This window comes from Marinobacter iranensis, from assembly GCF_029207565.1.
Taxonomy (GTDB): Bacteria; Pseudomonadota; Gammaproteobacteria; order Pseudomonadales; family Oleiphilaceae; genus Marinobacter; species Marinobacter iranensis.
Genome location: NZ_JANCMW010000014.1, coordinates 1 through 23,007 on the forward strand (window position 1 = coordinate 1; position 23,007 = coordinate 23,007).

General features: G+C 57.0%; 23 protein-coding genes and 1 other RNA gene. 21 read left to right on the forward strand and 3 right to left on the reverse strand.

Translation table 11 applies throughout. From position 1 onward, the window contains the following. The first annotated feature begins 233 nt into the window (after positions 1 to 233). The 12 genes from NLU14_RS18245 (at position 234) to NLU14_RS18300 (ending at position 10,729) form a co-directional block, all read left to right on the forward strand. Entirely contained in the window at positions 234 to 1,784 is a 1,551-nt protein-coding gene (locus NLU14_RS18245; protein WP_275709251.1) for a 2-isopropylmalate synthase, read from the forward strand. Positions 1,785 to 1,812: 28 nt separating this feature from the next. Then, positions 1,813 to 2,631, forward strand: a complete 819-nt coding sequence (locus NLU14_RS18250; protein WP_275709253.1) for a 2-isopropylmalate synthase — start codon at positions 1,813 to 1,815, stop codon at positions 2,629 to 2,631. A gap of 3 nt (positions 2,632 to 2,634) precedes the next feature. Next, a complete protein-coding gene (gene rimI / locus NLU14_RS18255; RefSeq protein WP_338040807.1) occupies positions 2,635 to 3,138 on the forward strand; it encodes a ribosomal protein S18-alanine N-acetyltransferase in 504 nt (167 codons plus the stop codon). Between the two features lie 101 nt (positions 3,139 to 3,239). After that, a complete protein-coding gene (gene prfC, locus NLU14_RS18260; protein WP_275709255.1) occupies positions 3,240 to 4,820 on the forward strand; it encodes a peptide chain release factor 3 in 1,581 nt (526 codons plus the stop codon). 16 nt (positions 4,821 to 4,836) lie between these two features. Next, positions 4,837 to 5,625, forward strand: coding sequence for a TatD family hydrolase (locus tag NLU14_RS18265; protein ID WP_275709257.1), 789 nt, complete (start codon positions 4,837 to 4,839; stop codon positions 5,623 to 5,625). A gap of 230 nt (positions 5,626 to 5,855) precedes the next feature. Then, positions 5,856 to 6,284, forward strand: coding sequence for a 50S ribosomal protein L13 (gene rplM / locus NLU14_RS18270; RefSeq protein ID WP_007154598.1), 429 nt, complete (start codon positions 5,856 to 5,858; stop codon positions 6,282 to 6,284). Between the two features lie 12 nt (positions 6,285 to 6,296). After that, entirely contained in the window at positions 6,297 to 6,689 is a 393-nt protein-coding gene (rpsI, locus tag NLU14_RS18275) for a 30S ribosomal protein S9 (protein ID WP_275709259.1), read from the forward strand. Between the two features lie 239 nt (positions 6,690 to 6,928). After that, positions 6,929 to 7,525, forward strand: a complete 597-nt coding sequence (gene petA, locus NLU14_RS18280) for a ubiquinol-cytochrome c reductase iron-sulfur subunit (protein WP_275709261.1) — start codon at positions 6,929 to 6,931, stop codon at positions 7,523 to 7,525. Continuing rightward, entirely contained in the window at positions 7,525 to 8,757 is a 1,233-nt protein-coding gene (locus NLU14_RS18285; RefSeq protein WP_275709263.1) for a cytochrome b, read from the forward strand. Before petA ends, NLU14_RS18285 begins: the two co-directional genes overlap by 1 nt. Then, positions 8,757 to 9,512 carry a cytochrome c1 gene (locus tag NLU14_RS18290; RefSeq protein ID WP_275709264.1) on the forward strand — a complete coding sequence of 252 codons (756 nt, stop codon included), beginning with the start codon at positions 8,757 to 8,759 and terminating at the stop codon, positions 9,510 to 9,512. Before NLU14_RS18285 ends, NLU14_RS18290 begins: the two co-directional genes overlap by 1 nt. A gap of 108 nt (positions 9,513 to 9,620) precedes the next feature. Beyond that, positions 9,621 to 10,250: a glutathione S-transferase N-terminal domain-containing protein gene (locus NLU14_RS18295; protein WP_027831043.1), complete on the forward strand. Its 630-nt coding sequence runs from the start codon at positions 9,621 to 9,623 to the stop codon at positions 10,248 to 10,250. Positions 10,251 to 10,306: 56 nt separating this feature from the next. Next, entirely contained in the window at positions 10,307 to 10,729 is a 423-nt protein-coding gene (locus tag NLU14_RS18300) for a ClpXP protease specificity-enhancing factor (protein WP_275709479.1), read from the forward strand. Between the two features lie 67 nt (positions 10,730 to 10,796). On the opposite strand, the gene NLU14_RS18305 is transcribed toward NLU14_RS18300, so the two are convergent. The 3 genes from NLU14_RS18305 to NLU14_RS18315 are packed head-to-tail and all read right to left on the reverse strand — an operon-like array spanning position 10,797 to position 13,730. Beyond that, on the reverse strand, positions 10,797 to 11,387 hold the full coding sequence (locus tag NLU14_RS18305) for an SIS domain-containing protein (protein ID WP_275709266.1): 591 nt from the start codon (positions 11,385 to 11,387) through the stop codon (positions 10,797 to 10,799). A gap of 2 nt (positions 11,388 to 11,389) precedes the next feature. Then, entirely contained in the window at positions 11,390 to 11,764 is a 375-nt protein-coding gene (locus NLU14_RS18310; RefSeq protein ID WP_275709268.1) for a YraN family protein, read from the reverse strand. 19 nt (positions 11,765 to 11,783) lie between these two features. After that, positions 11,784 to 13,730, reverse strand: a complete 1,947-nt coding sequence (locus NLU14_RS18315) for a penicillin-binding protein activator (RefSeq protein WP_275709271.1) — start codon at positions 13,728 to 13,730, stop codon at positions 11,784 to 11,786. A gap of 126 nt (positions 13,731 to 13,856) precedes the next feature. On the opposite strand from NLU14_RS18315, the gene rsmI reads away from it, so the two are divergent. The 9 genes from rsmI to mraY all read left to right on the forward strand — a co-directional run bounded on the left by rsmI (position 13,857) and on the right by mraY (position 22,999). Continuing rightward, the gene (gene rsmI / locus NLU14_RS18320) at positions 13,857 to 14,723 is read left to right on the forward strand and encodes a 16S rRNA (cytidine(1402)-2'-O)-methyltransferase (RefSeq protein ID WP_275709273.1); all 867 of its coding nucleotides are present in this window, start codon (positions 13,857 to 13,859) and stop codon (positions 14,721 to 14,723) included. Between the two features lie 52 nt (positions 14,724 to 14,775). Beyond that, an RNA gene (gene rnpB / locus NLU14_RS18325) (RNase P RNA component class A) lies at positions 14,776 to 15,137 on the forward strand. Between the two features lie 305 nt (positions 15,138 to 15,442). After that, a complete protein-coding gene (gene mraZ, locus NLU14_RS18330) occupies positions 15,443 to 15,895 on the forward strand; it encodes a division/cell wall cluster transcriptional repressor MraZ (RefSeq protein ID WP_275709275.1) in 453 nt (150 codons plus the stop codon). Further along, on the forward strand, positions 15,892 to 16,872 hold the full coding sequence (rsmH, locus tag NLU14_RS18335) for a 16S rRNA (cytosine(1402)-N(4))-methyltransferase RsmH (RefSeq protein WP_275709277.1): 981 nt from the start codon (positions 15,892 to 15,894) through the stop codon (positions 16,870 to 16,872). Before mraZ ends, rsmH begins: the two co-directional genes overlap by 4 nt. A gap of 2 nt (positions 16,873 to 16,874) precedes the next feature. Further along, entirely contained in the window at positions 16,875 to 17,282 is a 408-nt protein-coding gene (gene ftsL, locus NLU14_RS18340) for a cell division protein FtsL (RefSeq protein ID WP_275709280.1), read from the forward strand. A 30-nt stretch (positions 17,283 to 17,312) separates the two neighbouring features. After that, a complete protein-coding gene (locus tag NLU14_RS18345; RefSeq protein WP_275709282.1) occupies positions 17,313 to 19,052 on the forward strand; it encodes a peptidoglycan D,D-transpeptidase FtsI family protein in 1,740 nt (579 codons plus the stop codon). A 4-nt stretch (positions 19,053 to 19,056) separates the two neighbouring features. Beyond that, positions 19,057 to 20,541, forward strand: coding sequence for a UDP-N-acetylmuramoyl-L-alanyl-D-glutamate--2,6-diaminopimelate ligase (locus NLU14_RS18350; RefSeq protein WP_275709284.1), 1,485 nt, complete (start codon positions 19,057 to 19,059; stop codon positions 20,539 to 20,541). Next, positions 20,538 to 21,929 (forward strand): UDP-N-acetylmuramoyl-tripeptide--D-alanyl-D-alanine ligase, encoded by a 1,392-nt coding sequence (locus tag NLU14_RS18355; protein WP_275709286.1) that lies wholly within the window; start codon positions 20,538 to 20,540, stop codon positions 21,927 to 21,929. The genes NLU14_RS18350 and NLU14_RS18355 overlap by 4 nt, the downstream gene beginning before the upstream one ends. Then, positions 21,914 to 22,999: a phospho-N-acetylmuramoyl-pentapeptide-transferase gene (gene mraY / locus NLU14_RS18360; protein WP_275709288.1), complete on the forward strand. Its 1,086-nt coding sequence runs from the start codon at positions 21,914 to 21,916 to the stop codon at positions 22,997 to 22,999. Before NLU14_RS18355 ends, mraY begins: the two co-directional genes overlap by 16 nt. Positions 23,000 to 23,007: the final 8 nt, after the last annotated feature.

The following is a 23,007-nucleotide window of genomic DNA, read 5'->3' on the forward strand; positions in this document are numbered from 1 at the left end:
CAGCCGTGAAACAGACCAGCGCCGATGGTAGTGTGGCTTCTGCCCATGTGAGAGTAGGTCATCGTCAGGCTCTTAATACCTTAAACCCCGACAGCGGAAGCTGCCGGGGTTTTTTATTGGCCAGGCAAAAGTTCGAGCACCTTGTGCTTGGGCACACACGCAACTCGCTAACATCAGTCAGTGATATACTCCCACACAAGACCCTGATTCAGTTGCCCTCAACGGAGGTCGCCATGTCTGCGACAGATCACCTTATTATCTTTGACACAACGTTACGCGATGGTGAGCAAAGCCCAGGCGCCACCATGACAAAAGCCGAAAAGCTCCGCATAGCCAAAGTGCTCGAAAAGCTACGCGTTGACGTTATAGAAGCTGGCTTTGCGATCGCGAGTCAGGGTGACTTCGAAGCGGTTAAGTCCATAGCAGAGTCGATAAAAGGCTCCACCATTTGCAGCCTGGCCAGAGCCCTCGACAAAGACATTGACCGCGCCGCCGAGGCCATAAGACCTGCTGAGCGTGGTCGTATCCATACCTTTATTGCAACCTCTCCCATCCACATGCGGCACAAGCTGCAGATGCAACCGGACGAGGTCGTGGAGCAGGCGGTGAGATCCGTCAAGCGTGCCCGCAGCCATGTTGATGATGTTGAGTTCTCCTGTGAAGATGCTGGCCGTTCCGAACTGGATTTCCTGTGCCGTATCATTGAAGCAGCGATTAATGCCGGAGCGTCAACGATCAATATCCCGGATACGGTGGGCTACGCCATTCCAGAGCAATTCGGTGAGACGATACGCCAGTTGCTGAATCGGGTTCCGAATGCGGATAAAGCTGTGTTTTCCGTGCATTGCCATAATGATCTCGGGCTTGCAGTCGCAAATTCACTGGCGGCGGTCAGCAGCGGAGCCCGGCAAGTGGAGTGCACTATCAATGGGCTTGGTGAGAGGGCTGGAAATGCGTCTCTTGAAGAGTTGGTGATGGCTGTTCGCACTCGCCAGGATCTATATTCAATCGACACCCGGATAGATACACAGCACATTGTGCCTGCCTCTCGTCTGGTTTCGACCATCACCGGGTTTCCGGTGCAGCCCAACAAGGCCATTGTGGGTGCAAATGCTTTCGCCCATGAGTCGGGGATCCACCAGGACGGCGTCCTGAAGCACCGGGAAACCTACGAAATCATGCGGGCCCAGGACGTGGGGTGGCATACCAACAGTCTGGTGCTTGGCAAGCATTCCGGCCGTAACGCATTCCGGTCTCGATTGTTGGAGTTGGGTATACAGTTTGAAACCGAGACCGAGCTGAATGAGGCCTTTACCCGCTTCAAGGCACTGGCTGACCTGAAACACGAGATTTTCGATGAAGACCTGCAAGCCATTGCCAGTGACACTCGCCAGAAAGAGGAGGAGGGCCGTTATGGTCTTGTGACCATGCAGGTGTGTTCTGAAACCGGAGTGGTGCCCAGGGCCCGCCTGACCCTGTTGATGGATGGTAAGGAGCACAAGGCAGAGGCCGAGGGCAGCGGTCCGGTTGATGCGACCTTCAAGGCCATCGAGTCGCTGGTTGATTCAGGCTGCAATCTGCAGCTCTATTCCGTGAACAATATCACCAGTGGCACCGATGCCCAGGGCGAAGTGACAGTGCGCCTGGAGCGGGGAGGTCGAATTGTGAATGGTATAGGCGCGGATACCGATATTATCATTGCGTCCGCAAAGGCCTATATTGAAGCCCTTAACCTGATCAGTCGGGGTGGTGTCAGGCAGCATCCCCAAGGCGCTGATGTCTGAGTAAAGCGGGCAAAAACGGATAAGCATTATGATGAGGTCAGAGGCAGAGCGTCAGTTTTACCTGGGGAAAGCGGGTATTCACCTTTGGTACGCCAGAAAGCCGTTACCGGGTGCTGCTCCCAGCCCCGAGTTCACTTTCCCCGTGGAGGATAATCCTGAGCCTGAGCCAGTGGTGATTCCGCCGACCAGGGGGGCTACTCACCCACCAAGGCAACGGCCGGAGGCCGACGGTATAGGAAAAGACCGGCTCGCCGGAATCCAGGCGTTGATGGCGGAGAGCAAAGCGAAATCCCCCGACGTTCCGGCGTCTGAAGAACGTCGAGAGTCGCCGGATACCGTTGCCGAGTCAGTGCCAGAGACAGAGCCGCTGGTTGAGGCGGAGCCCATAGAGGCATTGGGTTCTGGCGTTGGTGTGCCCGGCCAGATCAGCGCCCATCTCGGGTTTTGGGTTTCCGATCGCCTGGTGTTGATCAGCGGAGTGTCAGACCAGGCCAGTGAACGCCTGCAGGATGTGCTGGCCCGGAATATCCTGGCGGCGGTTGGTGAAATCCGCATTGATAAATGGCGGGAGGTTCGCTGGCCGGTGTTCGGTAACTCCAGGGTGCCGGGCAATAGTCCTGACGACTTCCGGGATACCCTTCGTGTTTTGTCATCTGACTTTGGTTCCCGCCGGGTCATTCTGCTCGGCGTACTGGTCGATGATCTACAACCGGAGCGGGCCGACTGGCTGGCCAACGTATTCGGCAGGGCAAGCCTTGATTTCCCTCACACTCTTGCCGAACTTGCCGCTGTGCCGGCCCACAAGCGTGAACTCTGGCAGCAGTTGAAGTCCTCCATCGGAGCCTGAGTTGTGGGACAGGACCTTTACCGCAAGATCGAAAGCGTTGATATGACCATCCGGGCGTTGTGCCACGAAGACCTGCCCGATGTCCTCGGCATCGAGTGCCAGGGTTACTCTTTTCCCTGGAGTGAGTCCATTTTCCGTGGGTGTTTCCGCCCCGACTACCGGCTTTGGGCCCTTGAGTCAGGGCATTGGCTAACCGGGTACGCTGTGGTTGCCTATATGGCCGGTGAGGCCCATCTGCTCAATCTCTGTGTGGCACCTGCGAAGCGTGGCAGTGGTGGCGGTCGCCGGCTGCTTCGGCACTTGATTGTGGAGTCAGCGCGGGACGGTATGACCCAGGTGCTGCTTGAGGTGAGAATGAGCAATCAGGCAGCAATTGACCTGTACACAAGCGAGGGCTTTGATGTTATCGGACGCCGGCCCGGCTACTACCCCTCGGGCAAAGAGCGTGAAGACGCACTGGTCATGGCGTTGCCGCTTGAAGGCGGGCTTCCGGATTCACACCAATAATGTTGGCACTGGTGAGGCTGATACAGGTTCGCGTCAGTGCACTAATATCCTTATAATGACGACCGTTTTTTCAGTCTCTCCGATTCAGGTTGTTACCAATTATGACCAGCCTAGACAGCGAAGTATCCCATCGCCGCACGTTTGCGATTATCTCGCACCCGGACGCCGGTAAAACCACGATCACAGAGAAGGTTCTGCTGTTCGGTCAGGCCATACAGAAGGCCGGTACGGTAAAGGGAAAGAAATCGGGCCAGCACGCTAAATCCGACTGGATGGAAATGGAGAAAGAGCGTGGCATTTCCGTAACCACCTCTGTGATGCAGTTTCCTTACGGCGGGCGTTTGGTGAACCTGCTGGATACGCCGGGCCATGAGGATTTCTCCGAGGATACCTACCGCACGCTCACAGCCGTGGATTCCTGCCTGATGGTGATCGACAGTGCCAAGGGTGTTGAGGAACGTACCATCAAGCTGATGGAGGTAACCCGTTTGCGGGACACGCCCATCCTCACGTTCATGAACAAATTGGACCGGGATACGCGGGATCCCGTGGAGTTGATGGACGAGGTTGAGGATGTTCTCAAGATTGCTTGTGCCCCGATCACCTGGCCCATTGGCATGGGCAAGAATTTTAAGGGGGTTTATCACCTGACCCGTGACGAAGTGATTCTCTACAAATCCGGCCAGGGGCACGCAATACAGGAAAAGCGGGTGATCGAGGGAATCGACAACCCGCAGTTGGACGAAGTCCTTGGAGGCTACGCGGGTGAACTGCGGGATGAGATTGAGCTGGTAAAGGGCGCATCCCACGAGTTTGATCTGAACGCCTTCCTTGCGGGCGAGCTGACGCCTGTATTTTTTGGCACCGCCCTGGGCAACTTTGGGGTCGACCATATGCTTGATGGGTTGGTGGAGTGGGCTCCGGAACCGCAGCCCCGGGAGACTGACCAGCGCCTGGTCAAGCCCGCAGAAGACGTATTTTCCGGCTTTGTATTCAAAATCCAGGCCAATATGGATCCGCAACACCGGGACCGCGTGGCTTTTCTTAGGATTGTGTCGGGGCGGTATAACCAGGGCATGAAGGCCCGTCACGTCCGGATCGGTAAAGAGGTTCGTTTCTCGGATGCCCTGACCTTTATGGCCGGAGATCGTGAACATGCGGGGGAGGCGTTTGCCGGTGATATTATCGGCCTGCACAACCATGGCACGATCCAGTTGGGTGATACCTTCACCTCCGGTGAGGACATGAAATTCACCGGTATTCCCAATTTCGCCCCGGAACTGTTCCGCCGGATTCGCCTGAAGGACCCGCTCAAGTCCAAGCAGTTGCAAAAAGGACTGATCCAGCTTGCGGAAGAGGGCGCTGTCCAGGTTTTCCGCCCACTGCGTAACAACGACCTGATCGTTGGGGCGGTGGGTGTGTTGCAGTTTGACGTGGTGGTCAGCCGGCTCAAGAGTGAGTACAAGGTGGATGCTGTGTATGAGCCCATCAATGTTGCGACGGCGCGATGGGTAACGGCCTCTGATGAGCGCAAACTGGATGAGTTCGAGCGCAAGGCCAACGATTTCCTGGCACTGGACGGTAGCGACCGGTTGGCCTATATCGCGCCCACAATGGTAAACCTGCAACTGGCCCAGGAGCGGCACCCGGACATCAGCTTCCACAAAACACGGGAGCACTAGCACGCTGGAGCGGTAGATGAGGTTCATTGATGCACACTGCCATTTCGATTTCCCGGAATTCGACGGGCGTCGTGACGCTGTGCTTGAAGAGGCTCGCAGCAGTGGGCTTTCCAATCTCGTCATTCCTGGTGTTCGTCGCAGTAATTGGGGTCGGGTAAGTCGTATTGCCTCGGAATACGACGGATTGTACTACTGTCTCGGTATCCACCCCTGGTATGTAGGGGAGCACACTGCTGACGACCTTGATGCGCTACAGGGGGCGTTGGAGAGTCGTCCAGGGCATTGCGTGGCCCTGGGTGAGTGTGGCCTTGACCGTATCCACGGTGATTTAAAGGAGCAGTACCCCTGGTTTGAACGGCAGGTAGATATTGCAAAGCAGTTGCGCTTGCCGTTGGTTGTCCACTCCGTGAAGACTCATGACGAGGTGTACGAGGTTCTGCGCCGGAAAGGTTTTCCGGGGAGGGTCCTGGTCCATGGGTTTTCGGGCAGCTACGAGCAGGCTTCCAAGTTGATTGATCTCGGCTGCTTTATTGGCGTCGGTGGTGTCATCACCCACCCTCGTGCCAGAAAGACCCGCGATACCATCGCCCGTTTGCCTGTGGACGCATTGATCCTGGAGACGGATGCTCCGGACATGGCGCCGGAAAGTGTTGAAGCGGGGCATAATTCACCGGCCTACCTGCCGCTGATATTCAATGTCCTCGCCGGGTTGCGGGGCGCTGGCCGCGAGGATCTTGCCCGGTCGCTGCTCGGTAATGTGCAGCGCCTGTATGACTGGAATGAGATAGGCGCCTCAGAGCGGTAGGGTATACGGGCAGCAAGGGTAAGTGAATAACGAAACAGGCTGCCTCAGGGTTGGCTTTCCCTTTTGGTTCGGATATACTTCGCGCCCTGGCTTTTCAAGGCGATGCCATCATCTCAGCCCCGAATGATGTCACTGCCGCTTAACATACAGGTAAAGAACCTCCTCCGGATGCCGAGCATTTACCGGTGGTGGTTTTTAACGTTTCTTATATAGCGTTCAAGGCGGAATCAATGAAGACTCTGAGTGCGAAACCAGAAACAGTAACACGTGACTGGTACGTTGTAGACGCAGCCGGCAAGACGCTGGGTCGTCTGTCAACTGAAATCGCCCGTCGTCTGCGGGGCAAGCATAAGCCTGAGTATACCCCTCACGTCGATACTGGCGATTATATTGTTGTTATCAATGCCAGTCAGGTACGGGTTACCGGCAAAAAAGCATTTGACAAGATGTACTACAGTCACACCGGCTTTCCGGGTGGAATCAAGTCCATCAACTTCGAGAAGCTGGTCGACAAGGCTCCTGAGCAAATCATCCAGAAGTCTGTTAAAGGCATGCTTCCGAATGGCCCGCTTGGCCGGGCCATGTTCAAGAAGCTGAAAATTTATGCCGGCGCTGAGCATCCTCATGCAGCCCAGCAGCCCAAAGAACTCGACATTTAACGGAAGGCGGATATGTCTGTAGCACAAAATTACGGTACTGGTCGCCGCAAGACATCCACGGCTCGGGTGTTCATCAAGCCGGGAAGCGGTAACATTTCTATCAACGGTCGCACTATCGAACAGTTTTTCGGTCGTGAGACTTTGCAGATGATCGTTCGTCAGCCGCTGGTGGCTGCTGAATCTACCGATCGTTTTGATATCAACATCACCGTTAAAGGTGGTGGTATCAGTGGTCAGGCCGGCGCTATTCGCCATGGCCTGACACGCGCCCTGATGGATTACGACGAGACGCTGCGCCCGGCGCTGCGCAAGGCGGGTTATGTTACCCGTGATGCTCGCAAAGTTGAGCGTAAGAAGGTTGGTCTGCGCAAGGCGCGTAAGCGTCCTCAGTTCTCCAAGCGTTAAGATCGCTGGAGCAGACCCGAAAAACCCGGTCCCTTGGCCGGGTTTTTTATTGTTCGGGGAATCAATATCAATTTGATCCGGAACAGGTAATGGCCCGGCTCAAGACCTTTCCGACTTGTAAGGGCAGGGTAATTTCATTACCATTTGAGCGCTTATAATTTTGGGTTGAGAGAAGTCCTTTTCGATATGCAGTTTCCCTGCGAGCAGGGCTGCATGTCGCCTGATGGGAGATAACCATAATGAGTAATGGCGACGTGAGCCAAGGCAGGCGCCGGTTTCTGATCGGTGCCACGTCTGTGGTGGGTGGTGTCGGCGTCGTCGGTGCGGCCGTACCTTTCGTAGCATCCTGGAACCCCAGTGCCAAAGCGAAAGCAGCCGGTGCACCGGTCACCGTCAATGTCAGTAAACTGGAGCCCGGTCAGCAGATGACCGTCGAGTGGCGCGGTAAGCCGGTGTGGATTATTCGCCGTACCGAAACGATGAATGAAAACATTATCGAGCTGAACGATCGGGTCAAGGATCCACTTTCCAAGGAAGCCGAACAGCCTGCCTACATTGATGGAGCACTGCGTGCCATCAAGGATGAGTACGCTGTCATTGTTGGTATCTGTACCCACCTTGGTTGCTCCCCCCAGTTTCGGCCTGAAGTTGCTCCTGCCGATCTCGGAGAAGACTGGCTTGGTGGTTTTTACTGCGCTTGCCACGGTTCACGATACGATCTCGCAGGCCGGGTATTCCCGAATCAGCCGGCACCGGCCAATCTTCAGGTGCCTCCCTATCGCTTTGACGACGAGAATACCGTAACCGTCGGTCTGGATCCTGAGGGGGCCGCATAATGAATAAGTTATTGAATTGGGTAGACGAGCGTCTTCCGGTTGTTGACGCCTGGAACAAGCACGTTGGCAAGTACTACGCGCCCAAGAACTTCAATATGTGGTATTTCTTTGGCTCGCTGGCGATGCTGGTGCTGGTAAACCAGTTGATAACCGGCATCTGGCTGACCATGAGTTACAACCCCACGGCAGAGGGTGCCTTCGCGTCGGTCGAATACATCATGCGCGATGTCGAGTGGGGCTGGTTGCTCCGTTACTTGCACTCCACCGGCGCCTCGGCCTTCTTTGTGGTGGTCTACCTCCACATGTTCCGTGGCTTGATGTATGGCTCCTATCAGAAACCGCGTGAGCTGATCTGGCTTTTCGGCATGCTGATCTACCTGGTTCTGATGGCGGAAGCCTTCATGGGTTACCTGTTACCCTGGGGTCAGATGTCATACTGGGGTGCACAGGTTATCGTAAACCTGTTCGGTGCTATTCCGGTGATCGGTGATGACCTGTCGCTGTGGATTCGTGGTGACTATCTGATCTCCGGTATTACCCTGAACCGCTTCTTCGCACTGCACGTAGTTGCATTGCCAATCGTTCTGCTTGGTCTGGTGGTTTTGCATATTCTTGCGCTGCACGAGGTTGGCTCCAACAACCCGGACGGTATCGACATCAAGAAGAACAAGGATGAAAACGGCATCCCCAAAGACGGTATACCGTTCCACCCCTATTACACCGTGCATGACCTTTTGGGTGTGGGCGTATTCTTTTTTATCTTCTTTATCGTGGTGTTTTTCTTCCCCGAGATGGGTGGGTTGTTCCTTGAGAAACCGAACTTCGAGCCGGCAAACGCACTGAAAACGCCGGACCATATAGCACCGGTGTGGTACTTCACGCCATTCTACGCCATGTTGCGGGCGGTCACGGTGGACCTCTTCGGTCTGGATGCGAAGTTCTGGGGCGTCGTGGTCATGGGTGCGGCGATCGCCATACTGTTTGTCCTGCCCTGGCTAGACAGGAGCCCTGTGCGCTCAATGCGTTATAAAGGCTGGCTGAGCAAGATTGCCCTGGCCATCTTCGCCGTAAGCTTTGTTATCCTGGGGTACCTCGGCATTGTTCCGGCGACAGAGGGGCGTACCACCGTTGCCCAGATTTTGACAACGTTGTACTTCCTCTACTTTATCCTCATGCCGTTCTACACACGCATGGAGAAAACCAAGCCAGTTCCAGAGAGGGTGACAGGATAATGAGAAAGCTGATTATTGGTCTTTTCATCGCTATCCTGCCGGCTCTCGGGCTGGCAGCCGCGCCATCGGTGACACTTGACACTATGGAGCCGGATCATACGAACAAGGAATCCCTCCAGCGTGGTGCTGCCCTGTTCACGAACTATTGCATGGGCTGTCATTCCATGGAATATGCCCGCTATATGCGGGTTGCGGAGGATTTGGGGATTCCCGATGACATTTACGAGGAAAACCTGATTTTTACCGGCGCAAAAATCGGTGAACTCATGAAAAACGCCATGAACAAGGATATGGCTGCGGACTGGTTCGGTGCTCCGCCACCGGATTTGACGCTGGAATCGCGCCTTCGTGGTGAAGATTGGATTTACTCCTACCTTCGTGGTTTTTACAAGGATGAAAGCCGTCCGATGGGTGTGAACAACGTTGTCTTTGAGAACGTCGGCATGCCCCACGTGCTGGTTGGCTTGCAGGGACTCTGTGCTGTTGAGCCAAGAATTGGTGAAGGTGCGAGTGTTGACCCGCTCAGCGGTGATGTCCGGAATGCTGACTCCTGCCCTGAGTGGGAAACGGAAGGGTCGATGTCTCCGGAGGAGTTCAACCGGGCCATGTATGATCTGACCAATTTCATGTCCTATATGGGCGATCCGGTGAAGGTCGAGCGTGAAAGGCTGGGTATGTTCGTACTGATCTTTGTGGCGATCTTCTTTATCTTTGCCTACCTGCTTAATCGCGAGTACTGGAAGGACGTACACTGATATTTCAGGTATAATCTTTATCCCTGAGTTCCAGCGGGCAATAGCCGGCCCGCTGGATTTTTGCGTTTTTCAGGATCAATTCGGTTAGTCAAATCGTGAGGTAGTTCTATGGGCGTTGTGACCAAGCGGTCATCAATGACGTTTTTCTCGGACCCGGCCAGTCATTACAGCCACAGAGTCCGTATTGTGCTTGCAGAGAAGGGTGTAACGGTTGACGTAGTGAATGTCGACCCGGACAACCCTCCCGGAGAGCTGGCCGACCTGAACCCGTACAATGCCCTGCCGACACTGGTGGATCGTGATCTTGTGCTCTACGAGCCCAATATCATGATGGAGTACCTGGACGAGCGGTTTCCGCATCCGCCATTGCTGCCGGTATACCCCGTTGCCCGTGCCAACAGCCGCCTGATGATCCATCGTATTCAGAAGGACTGGTGTGGACTGGTTGACCAGATCCTGGCACAGCCCAACGCCAAGGCGTCGGATGCTGCACGCAAGGAGCTACGCGAAAGCCTGTTGGCCACCGCGCCACTGTTCGGTGAAATGCCTTTTTTCCTGTCGGAAGAGTTCACGATCGTGGACTGCTGCATTGCTCCCATTCTTTGGCGCTTGCCATCGCTGGGCATTGAGCTGAATGAAAAGCAGGCAAAGCCGCTTCAAAAATATATGGATAGTATTTTCAGCCGTGAAGGTTTCAAGGCAAGCCTGTCGGATCTGGAAGAAGATATTCGCAGCTGATATGCAGAGCCTGAAACCGGTTCAGGAGAACGGCAGTGCCTGATAGCAAGATAACCATGACATCGAGCCGCCCTTATCTCGTCCGGGCGTTCAACGAGTGGATCCTCGATAACGACTGCACACCCTATATTGTTGTGGATGCGGGGGTTCAGGGGGTTCAGGTACCAACCGAGCATGTTGCCAATGGGCAGATCGTGCTCAATATCAGCCCCGGCGCCGTGCGCGGTCTGGTGATTGGTAATGGTGCCCTGGAGTTCAGTGCCCGGTTCGGTGGCGTACCGATGCAGGTCTTTATTCCGCTGCAAGCCGTTATGGCGGTCTATGCAAAGGAAAATGGAGAGGGCATGGTCTTCGGTAGCGAGCCTGGCTCACCGGACCCGGATGGCCCCGGAGGCAAGGATTCAGACCAGAACGGTGGTGAGGGCAGTCAAGGTGGAGACCGGCCCAGTGGCCGGCCAACCCTTAAGGTTGTGAAGTAGCTCGCCTCAGTCGAGAAAACAGGATGGAACTTCAAGGCCAGCTGCGATAAACAGCTGGCTTTTTTGCTTACCCGCCAAACAGTTTTTCGTCGATCAGTCCGCACAAAGCGTTGATGATCACCAGCAGGATGGGTGTCGCAGCAGTCGGCGATAAATTATCGAGGGCTATTTCATGGTCTTCCGGGTGTAGCAGTGAGGTAATATCGGTTTTTTCCTTGGCGCTCAACACTACCACATTCATTTCCCGGTCGTGTGCTGCCTGTATCGCCTGGATCAGGTTGGCCTTGTGGCCGTCGTCAACAATGACCAGGAGAAGGTCGTTGGCCTTCCCAATGGCGCGGACCTGCCTGGAAAATGTGTCATTGAAACGGTTGTCACGGCAGATTGCCGAATAGGTCGTTGCATCCGCTCCCAGGTTGATGGCAGGGAGTGCCGGGCGGTCATGCTCGAAACGGTTCAAAAGGGCGGTGCAGAAGTACTGCGTCAGAACGTTGGCATTACCGTTGGCGCAGGTGATGATTTTGCCATCATTCAACAGCGTGTTGACCAGCGCATCCGAAGCTCTTTCAATGGCAGGTACGGTCAGGCTTGCGGCATGTGCCGTATGTTCCATGTGATTGGCGAACCACTGGTTTATCTGTTGTTCGGTATCCGTCATAGTCAGACCTGAATGGCATTTTTAATCCATTGTATCCGGTATTTTTTGTTTTCGCCCGGTGCGATTGCCACTACGTCAATTCTGGCATTGGTGTTCCACAGGCCATGCTTGTGGAGGTAGAAGGATGCCGCCCTGACGAGCCGCTTTTGCTTGGTAAGAGTTATCGATTCGGCCGCGCCGGTCAGGCTGCCGCTCCCCCGGTACCGCACCTCAAAGAATACCAGGGTGTCATTGTCCCGGCCTATGAGGTCAATCTCGCCACCACGGCTGAAGACATTGCGCTCAAGAATGGTAACGCCACGGGTCTGCAGATAGCGCGCGGCCACGCCTTCGGCGTGGTCGCCAGTGGACTTTCTCGTTGTTGGTCTGCCATCCATGGCATTACTGTCCTGATCGTTATTCCTGGCTGGATGAGCGTTCCGCATTCGTGGCTTCAGGTTCGGTCTGCTCGCTATCCGACTCTTTGTTTTCCAGTGGTGCCAACCGCTCGGGGGTTCCTTCGCGGAACCTGGCCCAGAGTTGTTCCCTGTAAATGCTGCCCTGGGGTGTCATTGTCAATACGCCGGTCTGGCCGTCGATGGTGGCGTCTTCAACTTGCCTCAGCAGGGGCAGGCGCTTGCTCAGTTGCCAGGCGTCTGCTCCCATGGCAAACAGTCGGCCAAGCTGGCCCCTGACATCGGGCATGGCTTCTTTCACAGTGTCACGAAAGCGGTTGTCCTCTTCCAGAATCCAAGGCGTATCAGTGAAGGTGACACCGTTCAGATCGCGGTCCCGTGATGGATCCGGGTTTCCCTCGTACACCATGGAGGGCGAGTATACGGGCAGGTCCCCACCGAAGTAGAAAGCAAAAAGCGGCTTGAACTGTCGTGCGACGGTAGGCTCGGCGACCATCACGATGCCGTCGGCATCCTGGCGACGCCGGGGCTCAAACTCCACGTCGATACCCGCAGTGCGTTCAACGTCAATTGCCCGGTCGCGGGAAACAGTTATGCCCAATAAATCCGCCGTCACGGCGCGAAGGTTGTCTTCCCGGAAGTAGCGTTCAATGTCCAGGGCGATACCGTTATTCTGTGCCAACTGTTCAAGTAGTGCACTTTCCAGCCTGTCCCCCCACTCTCCCGTGGGGATCAGTACAAGAATCTGGTCGATGCCCTCGGCATCGAGACGGTTGGCGATCTGTCTGGCCTCATCTTCTGCGGACAGTCCAAACTGGTAGAGTCCTGCCGGCGCGGTAGTATTGGGTGGCAGGTAATTCAGACCCAGAACCGGCACGGGTAGGGTGGTCATGTCAGAAAGTGTTGCCAGGGCGTCCTTTTCGAGTGGGCCGACAATCAGGTCCTGGTCCTCGTTTGCCAACTCATCGTAAAGCTTGGGGAAGGCTCTGTCGGACGTATCGACCACCCGAATGCTGATTTCCCCGCGATCGGCTGATTCATCCTCATAATAAGCAGCAAAAAAGCCATCCCGAATGGCCGCCCCCGCGCTGGCCAGTGGACCGTGTAGAGGCAGTGCAAGAGTGATTTTCTCCGGACGGCTCTCCGCAAGGCCGGCAATCAGTTGTAATTCGGCGGGTAAAATCGCCGAGGCGGGGTGATCCGGCCAATGGTTCTGCCAGTTACGGATCATTCTTCCCTGTTCCTCCAGGTTGGCTTCCGGTTTCCGGAGCATGCCGGCCAGTTCAAGCCAGCCCTGGGCTTCATAGCCAATAGCCCGGCCTTCCCTATCGGCAAGTTGTGTATCAGAGGTTTGTTTCAGGTTTTTCCAGATGTCGTCGTGGACGGATTGGGTGTTGGCATCGGTATCCGCTTCCGCCAGTAGGATAAGGGTAATGGCGGCGGCGAGATTATCGCCAGCGAGCCGATAGGTCTGTTCCTGAAGCCTTGCGGCACGATTGATCAGGTTTCTGTCGTAATTCAGGAAATGATCCGGCGCTATACCGGACACAATTTCCTCGGCCCAACGGTCGTCTCCAAGTGCAGTGGCGCTGGCCATGGACAGCAGGATCCGTTGGTTCTCGGTTTCTTCCGTGGCGGACGAAAACTGGTCACTTTGGAGAAGTGCCCGGGCATCCCTGTGTTCATTCTGGCCCTGAAATCTGTCGGCCGCTCTTAACAGGTAGGCCTGGGCATTTTGCCTGTCGGCTTCGCTGGCTGCGACTTCGAGGGCTTCATTGGCGGTCTGGGCAACGTGGGATTCCAGATTCACGCTGGCGCAGCCCGCAGACAGCACGACCATGGCCAGAAGTGTGGCGATGGTTGGCAGGTTCAGGCGGTATTTGGTCATGGCTGGCTCACAATACTCCGGGTTATTACGCTTGTGGCGCCGGGTAATCGGCGGCATCATGCCGGGAGCCCTGATTCCGCCGGGCTTCCCATAAATGGTTTGCTGTATATCAGGCCGCAAGTTTAACAGCTCCCACGTGAATTCACATGACGTTGGTGTCATGCGCAGGGGCAAAGAGAGGGATTTGTGAACTCAGAGAACACGCTGTCAGAACAGGGTGGCACCCTGTATATCGTCGCCACTCCAATCGGTAACCTGGACGACATGTCCCCGAGGGCTGCGGCCATTTTGTCGCGGGTGGCCGTGATTGCTGCTGAGGATACCCGGCATAGCGGACGGCTGTTGCAGCATCTGGGGATCAGCAAGCCGATGATGGCCCTGCACGAGCACAACGAGCGGGACAAGGCCGGGCAGGTACTGGAAAAGCTTGCTGCAGGCCAGGATGTGGCACTGATCTCAGATGCCGGAACACCGCTGATCTCTGATCCGGGCTTCGTGCTGGTGCGGGAGGCCAGGGCCAGGGGGTATCGCGTCAGTCCGGTGCCCGGTGCCTGCGCCCTTATTTCGGCGTTGAGCGCCGCCGGGTTGCCCACCGACCGGTTTCTGTTTGAGGGCTTTCTGCCAGCAAGGCAGGGGGCGCGGAAGACAGCGCTTGAACGTCTGGCCAGGGAATCCGCAACCCTGGTGTTCTATGAGTCGCCCCACCGGATTGTCGATACGGTCAGGGATATAGAGCAGGTGATGGGGGCGGAGCGGGAACTGGTTCTGGCTCGGGAACTCACCAAGACCTTCGAAACTTTCTATGCCGGTCATGCGGCCGGGGTCAGGGAAAACATCGAGGCTGATCCCCATGGCAGTCGCGGCGAGTTTGTGGTGATGGTGCATGGCGCCAGTGCGGAAGAATTGTCCGCCAGCTCAGCGGAGGTGGATCGCGTATTGGTGTTGTTGCTGGCGGAATTGCCAGTCAAAAAGGCGGCGAAGCTGGCGGCGGAGTTGACGGGCCGCTCCAAGAACGAGCTTTATCAGCGAGCGCTGGAACTGAAGGCTGAATAACAGGGTATCGTTTTTCCTTGCCTGCCACCCCTTGCTGGAGTATGGTCTCGCCCGAGCTCGCCAGACAGTCGCCGCCGGTTTCACCGGGGGAGGAAAGTCCGGGCTCCACAGGGCAAGGTGCCAGGTAACGCCTGGGCGGCGTGAGCCGACGGAAAGTGCAACAGAAAGTATACCGCCTAAGTGGCCGTGACATGTTCGCGGCCACCGGTAAGGGTGAAATGGTGCGGTAAGAGCGCACCGCGTGACTGGCAACAGTTCACGGCGATGGTAAACCCCACCTGGAGCAAGACCAAATAGGAATCCTATGGCGCGGCCCGCGCTGGATTCGGGTAGGTCGCTTGAGGCCTGTGGTGACGCAGGCCCTAGATGAATGACTGTCCCAGACAGAACCCGGCTTACCGGCGAGCTCTTTTTCTTTTTCCGCTTTATGTGATTTTTGTCATTCTCACCAGCCAGCTTTTATAGCCAAAAAATCTTAGAGCTCACTTGTCGTCTTCAGATCTGTCTGCAGGTGATTGATTTTTGGGTTTTTCTTTTCCGTAATCTCCAGCCTGTTGCCAACCTTGTTCCGTAACCTCTTGTCATAAAAGGAACTTTCCCGGGTGTGGCGCTGTTCGCGGCGCTTGCATTGTGTATTGCGTGTTTCTATAGTGTGCACAAGTGGGAAAAAGTGGTTTCTAGTGGTTATTTGTGGTTTCTGAACCCCGGAATTGGTGAAAATGAGCAATTTTCTTGGCAGTCATGCCATCAATATGGATGTGAAGGGTCGCTTGGCGATCCCCGCCAGGGTGCGTGAAGAGCTCGCGCACGCCTGTGGTGGGCGCATTGTATTGACGGCGAATGCCGATGAAGAACGTTGCCTGCTGATGTACCCGGAGCCTCAGTGGGAGGCACTGAGGCCACAAATCGAAGCACTTCCCAATATGAATAAGGCCGCCCGCAGGCTGCAGCGCCTGCTGCTGGGGCATGCCACGCCACTGGAACTGGATTCCGCCGGCCGTATTCTGGTGCCACCCACATTGCGCAGTTACGCGCGGCTTGAGAAAAAACTGATGCTGATTGGCCAGGGCAAAAAGCTGGAACTGTGGAGTGAGGAGCGTTGGTTCGCATGGCTTGACGAGTCGTCGGATGAAGACGAAATGCCACCGGAAATGGAGGCATTGTCACTATGACCGCCGGCCGCAGGCAGGAGCCAGCCGGTCAGTACCGGCACCGTTCCGTGCTCCTGGACTCGGCGGTCGATTTGCTGGTTAACGACCCGGAGGGTGTCTATGTCGATGGGACCTTCGGCCGTGGTGGTCATAGCCGTCTGATTCTTGGCCAGCTTGGGTCAGGCGGAAAACTGCTGGGCATCGATAAGGATCCGGAGGCTATTCAGGTGGCCCGTGAACTGGCACTTGAAGACTCGCGGTTTCAACCGTTTCACGGCTCCTTTGCCCGGCTGGGAGAGGCTGTGGAAGCTCAGGGATGGATGAAGGTTAATGGCGTGTTGCTGGATCTTGGTGTTTCATCCCCGCAGCTGGATGATGCCACCCGGGGATTCAGCTTTATGCGGGACGGTCCGCTGGATATGAGGATGGACCCCGGGCAGGCGCCGAGCGCGGCGCAGTGGCTGGCCGAGGCTGACGAAAAAGACATCGCGTACGTGATCTGGCGATACGGCGAGGAAAAGTTCTCCCGCCGTATCGCCCGTCTCGTTGTTGAGCGCCGCAAGGAAGCGCCGCTGGAAACCACCCACCAACTGGCTTCACTGGTCAGCGAGGCGGTTCCTAAAAAAGAGAAACACAAACATCCGGCCACCCGGACATTCCAGGCAATCCGGATTTTTATCAACCGGGAGCTGGAAGACCTGGAAACCGGGCTCAGTGCTGCCGTTGAAAAACTGATGCCTGGCGGAAGGCTGGTAGTGATCAGCTTCCACTCGTTGGAAGATCGGCTGGTCAAGCGGTTTATGCGGGATCTGGCTCGTGGCCCACGGTTGCCAAAAGGGGTGCCGGTGACAGCCAAGGAGGAAGCCTCGGCGTTCCGGCTGATTGGCAAGGCTAACAAGGCGGACACAGAAGAAGTGAGTGACAACGTGCGGGCGAGAAGCGCGGTTATGCGCGTACTCGAACGGATACCGGAAGAAAACAAGCAGGGGAGCGCGTAATCATGGGCGCGGTAGCCATTGAGCAACCAACGAAAACAGCACGACTGAACAAGCAGCGTGTCAGGGACGGTGTGGCCACGGCGGTCAGGTTGTCTCAGCAAGTATTTACCGCACTTCAGCAGAAGCGCGTGTTGATATCCATGGGGCTGGTGATGCTGCTGATTGTGTCCTCGCTGGGGGTTGTGGTCAGTGCCCACGAGAACCGGGAGCTATTCAACACCCTGTCCCAGTTGCAGGAGCAGCGGGACAACTACCAGCGGGAGTGGAGTCAGCTACTGCTGGAGCAAAGCGCCCTTAGTGCTCATGGCCGGGTGGAACAGCTGGCATCCGAACGCTTTGGAATGGTCGTGCCAGGTAGGCAGGACATAGTCCTGGTGCCATTGATGGCGCCCCTTGTCGGGGTGCGTTAAACGAAAACAACAAACCGTAAGGTGAAGACATTGTCGGATCAGGGAAAGACAGCAACATGGGGCCAGCGACTGGCTGCCGGGCTTGGAGCCTGGCGGTACGGCACCGTGTTGGGTGTTTTCCTGATGGTGGTGGGCGCCCTCGCATGGCGTCTGGTCGATCTGCATGTGGTGGATAACGAGTTCCTGCGCAAGCAGGGCGACGTGCGCACCATACGGGTCGAAAGCATTGATGCCCATCGGGGCGTTGTGACGGACCGCCACGGCGAATCGCTGGCCGTGAGTACACCGGTCCAGACCATCTGGGCCAATCCGTCTGAAATTGATGCGGATGAACCGAGGCTGACAAACGTAGCGCGGTTGCTGGGTCTCCAGGAGGCTGAGCTTCGTGAGCGGCTGCGCAAATACGCGGGCAGGGAGTTTATCTACCTGCGTCGTAAGATTCAGCCGGAGATTGCGCGACAGGTACTGGCGATGGATATCCCCGGGGTTTATAGCCGTCAGGAGTACCGTCGTTACTATCCGGCTGGAGAGGTGACTGCCCACGTCGTCGGGTTCACCAATATTGATGAGAATGGCCAGGAAGGCATCGAGCTGGCCTACAACCAATGGCTGAGCGGTGAGAGCGGTCGCAAGCGGGTCTTGAAGGACAATCGTGGGCGGGTCATCAAGGATCTCACATTGATCCGCGATGCCAAGCCCGGCCGCGACCTTGAGCTCAGTATCGATTTACGGCTGCAGTACCTGGCTTACCGCGAGCTGAAAGCGGTGGTTGGTGCACACAACGCCAGGGGGGGTACGCTGGTGATGCTGGATGTGGATACCGGTGAAGTGCTGGCCATGGTGAATCAAGAGTCCTATAACCCCAACGACCGCAGTCAGCTCAGCTCTGACCGTTTGAGGAACAAGGCGATTACCGATTTGTTTGAACCGGGTTCCACGATGAAGCCGGTATCGATGGCGGCTGCACTGGAATCGGGAAAATTCAAGGCCACAAGCACCATAGACACAGCGCCGGGGTATCGGCGCTTTGGTCGTTTTACGATCCGTGATCATCGGAATTATGGCGTGATAAGCCTGACCGACGTGATTGCGAAATCGAGCAACGTGGGTATCAGCAAGATTGCCACTGAGCTGGGCGGCGACACCATACGGGATCTTTATGCCCGCCTGGGGCTAGGGCAGCCGACGGGTATCGGTTTCCCCGGTGAGGCAGTTGGCGTCCTGCCGGCGCCGCCGAAGTGGCGGCCGGTTGAAGAGGCAACGCTGTCCTACGGCTATGGCATGAGCGTCAACGCGCTTCAGCTCGCCCAAGCCTACATGGTGCTGGCCAACGGCGGCATTCGTTATCCATTGAGCCTACTGAAGGCCGATGAAAAGCCAGTTGGGGAACGAGTTCTCTCTGAGGACGTCTCATTCCAGATCAGGGAAATGTTGCGGGAAGTGGTGGAGAACGGGACTGGAAAACGTGCGCAGCCAGGGTTGTATTCCGCCGGCGGCAAAACCGGAACCGTCCACCTGGTTGGAAAGAACGGATATGAGGATAGCCAGTACAAGGCAATATTCGCCGGTATGGCTCCTATCGACAATCCCAGGATTGTCACAGTAGTGGCTGTCGACGCGCCCCAGTCGGGGGAATACTACGGTGGCGAAGTGGCGGCGCCGGTATTCGCCCGTGTGATGGGAGACGCGTTGCGGCTGCTGAACGTAAAGCCGGAACTGGAGCTGGGCGAGGCGAAGGCGCCGCGTCAGGCATCCGGGGAGCGGGGTTAGGGTTATGTGTATTACATCACTCAGCACATTGTTGCAGGGAATCGCGCCGGTGCCATCGGTGTTTGATGTCACGATCCACGGCCTGAAAACCGACAGTCGGGAAGTCAGGGCAGGCGATGCGTTTGTCGCCCTGGCCGGCGCCCGAACGCCGGCGGACCACTACATTGAGCAGGCGATCAGCGCTGGTGCCACCGTTGTCCTGCTTGAAGTGCCGCAACCGGATGAATGCCACGAGCACGAAGGTGTGCTGATCGTGCCGGTGACAAACCTGCGGGCCCAGTTGGGGAAGATCGCGGATCGGTTCTTCGAGCATCCGTCCCAGCGGCTGCGCCTGATAGGCGTGACAGGCACCAACGGCAAAACCTCGGTGAGCCATTATATTGCGACCTTATTGCAGGAAACCGGGACCCCCTGTGGCGTTATCGGAACACTTGGTTATGGCATGCCCGGGGCGCTGCAGGACGGAACCCACACCACACCGGATGTTGTGCAGGTGAACCGGGTTCTGTCCCGGATTCTTGCCCAGGGCGGGCGCGCAGCGGCGATGGAGGTGTCCTCCCATGCCCTTGATCAGGGCCGCATCGATAACCTGACCATGACCGGGGCAGTCTTTACCAACCTGACCCGTGATCATCTCGACTACCACGGGTCGATGGAAGCCTATGGTGCAGCGAAAGCGCGTCTGTTTGGGCGCGAGGAGCTGCACTTTGCCGTGGTCAATTTTGATGACCCGTTCGGACGGCAGCTATATGAGCAGCTTGAGGGCAAATGCGATCGCGTCCGTTACAGCCTGCACGAGGCCCAGACCGAACTCTGGCTGACGGAATTCTCGCCTTCCATTGATGGGTTCAGTGCGAGTGTTGACGGACTGTGGGGCAGGTTCGACCTATCCGCCCGGGTATTGGGGAGCTTTAACGTCAGCAATATTCTTGCAGCCATGGCAGCAGTACTAAGCCTGGGTGTGCCGGTGGAACGGGTTCAACGAGCCGTTGAGCGGCTGTCACCGCCGCCGGGACGCCTCGAGCCTTTTGCTGGCAGTAACGGAGTACGGGTCGTGGTGGACTACGCCCATACCCCGGATGCCCTGAACAGTGCGCTGGCAGCCTTGCGCCCTCACGTAAGTGGTCGCCTGTTCTGCGTCTTCGGTTGCGGTGGGGACCGTGACACCGGCAAGCGTCCAGACATGGCAAGGGAAGCGGAAAAGGGGGCTGACGTGGTGATCGTGACCGACGACAACCCCCGCAATGAGGACCCGGACACCATTACCTCAGACATCGTGGCGGGGTTCCATCACCCGGAGCAGGTGGCGGTTATCCACGACCGTGCCGAAGCCATTCGCCAGGCTATTCACTCCGCTGTGGCGGGGGACATCGTCCTGATCGCCGGTAAGGGACATGAGGCATGGCAGGAACTGGCGGGCCAGCGTATCCCGTTCAGCGATGCCGAGCAGGTTCGTCATGCGCTGTCATTGAATGGGGGTGTCGCATGATGCGGCCATTCGCGCTGGCCGATGCCATCAACTGGCTTGCCGGCACTGTGGCGGTGGGCCGCCTGGAAGGGCTGGTGTTCAGCGGTGTCTCGACCGACACGCGCCGGATCGCCAACGGGGACCTGTTTGTGGCACTACGGGGTGAAAACTTCGACGGCCATGACTATCTGTCCGTGGCCGAACAGGCTGGCGCCGTTGCTGCAGTGGTGGACAAGGCAGACCCGGACTTGGCCCTTCCGCAGATACTGGTGCCGGACACCGTGGATGCCTTGGCAAAACTGGCAGCGGGTAACCGCAACGCCAGTTCTGCGCGATTTGTGGCTATTACGGGCAGCAGCGGCAAAACCACCGTACGTGAAATGGTGGCGGCAATCCTCTCGCGAGTGGGTCATACCCTCGCTACCGAGGGCAATCTCAATAATCACATCGGTGTTCCCCTGACCCTGTTCAGGCTGGAACCGGATCATGAGCTGGGCGCTATTGAACTTGGTGCCAGCGGCCTGGGGGAAATAGCCCACACCGTAAATATTGTGCGCCCGGACGTGGCGATCCTGACCAATGCCGGGCAGGCCCATCTGGAAGGCTTTGGTGGCTACGACAATGTGGTGCGTGCCAAGGGCGAAATCATTGATGGCGTGGAGGGTGCTGGCCTGGTGGTCCTGAATCGGGATGACCCCGCTTTTGGCCAATGGCACCAGCGGGCTGGGAAACGACGGGTTGCGTCGGTCAGTGGCCAGACAGGTGCAGGCACTGATTATTACCCTCAGGACATCCGTAACGAGGGTGACCAGCGGGTTTTCAGCGCGAAGGGACCGAAGGGCTGGAGTTGTGACATCCGCCTTTCCCTCCATGGAGACCACAATATTACCAATGCCCTGCTGGCTATCGCCGCCGCCCGCGAACTGGGTGCCGGCGACGAGTCGGTGAAGGCAGGGCTGGCGGCTTTGCAGCCGGTCAAGGGACGCCTTCAGGTGATTGAACTGGCACCGAAGCTGACCATCATCGATGACAGCTACAACGCCAATCCGGCCTCAATGAAGGCGGCTCTGGGTGTGTTGACTGAGCGCCGTACCAGCCGTGTCGCCGTTCTGGGGGCGATGGCAGAGCTGGGGCCCGACAGTCTTGCGCTGCATCGGGAAGTCGGGGAATTTGCACGATCCCGGGGAATCGAGCGACTGCTGGCAGTAGGCGCTGGCTGTGAAGGATATGTTGAAGGGTTCGGTGATACCGCTGAGGTATGTGCGACCCATGACGACGCTGTGCGTCGTCTGTTTGAGGGGCCTGCCGATTCGCAGACGGTACTGGTCAAAGGTTCTCGCAGTTCCGCCATGGATCGTGTGGTGGAGGGAATAAAAGAAAAGGTGGGTAACGCATGCTGCTCTGGCTGACAGAGGCTCTTTCACAATACTTTTCCGCGCTGACGGTGTTCCAGTACCTGACCGTGCGGGGGATTTTCGGAGTGCTGACGGCGCTGTTGATTTCCCTGCTTATCGGCCCGGTGATGATCCGCAAGCTGAGCCAGTATCAGATCGGCCAGGCGGTTCGGGACGATGGCCCGCAGACGCATTTGAGCAAGGCCGGCACGCCGACAATGGGTGGAGCCCTGATTCTAGTGGCAGTGGGTGTCAGCTCACTGTTGTGGGCGGATCTGAGCAACCGGTATGTCTGGGTGGCGATTCTTGTCACCCTGCTGTTCGGGGCTATTGGCTGGGTGGACGACTATCGCAAGGTGGTAGAGCGTAACCCCCGTGGATTGCCAGCGCGCTGGAAATATTTCTGGCAGTCCGTCATCGGAGCAACAGCGGCAGTGGCACTGTTCATGAGCTCTTCGTTGCCCCAGGAAACGTCGCTCTACGTGCCATTTTTCAAGAACGTGTCGCTGACCCTGGGACCGGTGCTGTTCATCCTGCTGAGCTATTTCGTGATTGTTGGCAGCAGCAACGCGGTCAACCTGACTGATGGCCTTGATGGCCTGGCAATCATGCCAACGGTGATGGTGGCGGCGGCACTTGGCATCTTTGCCTACGTATCCGGTCATGCGCAGTTTGCCGATTACCTGCTGATTCCACACCTGCCGGGAACCGGCGAATTGATTGTGTTCTGTGGCGCACTGGTGGGCGCGGGGCTGGGATTCCTGTGGTTCAACACCTATCCGGCCCAGGTATTCATGGGGGATGTGGGTGCCCTGGCACTAGGGGCCGCCCTGGGTGTGGTTGCAGTCATCGTACGGCAGGAAATTGTGTTGTTCATTATGGGCGGTGTGTTCGTGATGGAAACCGTGTCCGTGATTTTGCAGGTGGCGTCTTTCCGGCTTACCGGCCGGCGGATCTTCCGCATGGCGCCGCTGCATCACCATTTTGAATTGAAAGGCTGGCCGGAGCCGCGCGTTATCGTGCGTTTCTGGGTCGTCACCGTTGTACTTGTACTGGTTGGCCTCGCCAGCCTGAAACTGAGATAGGGAAGCAG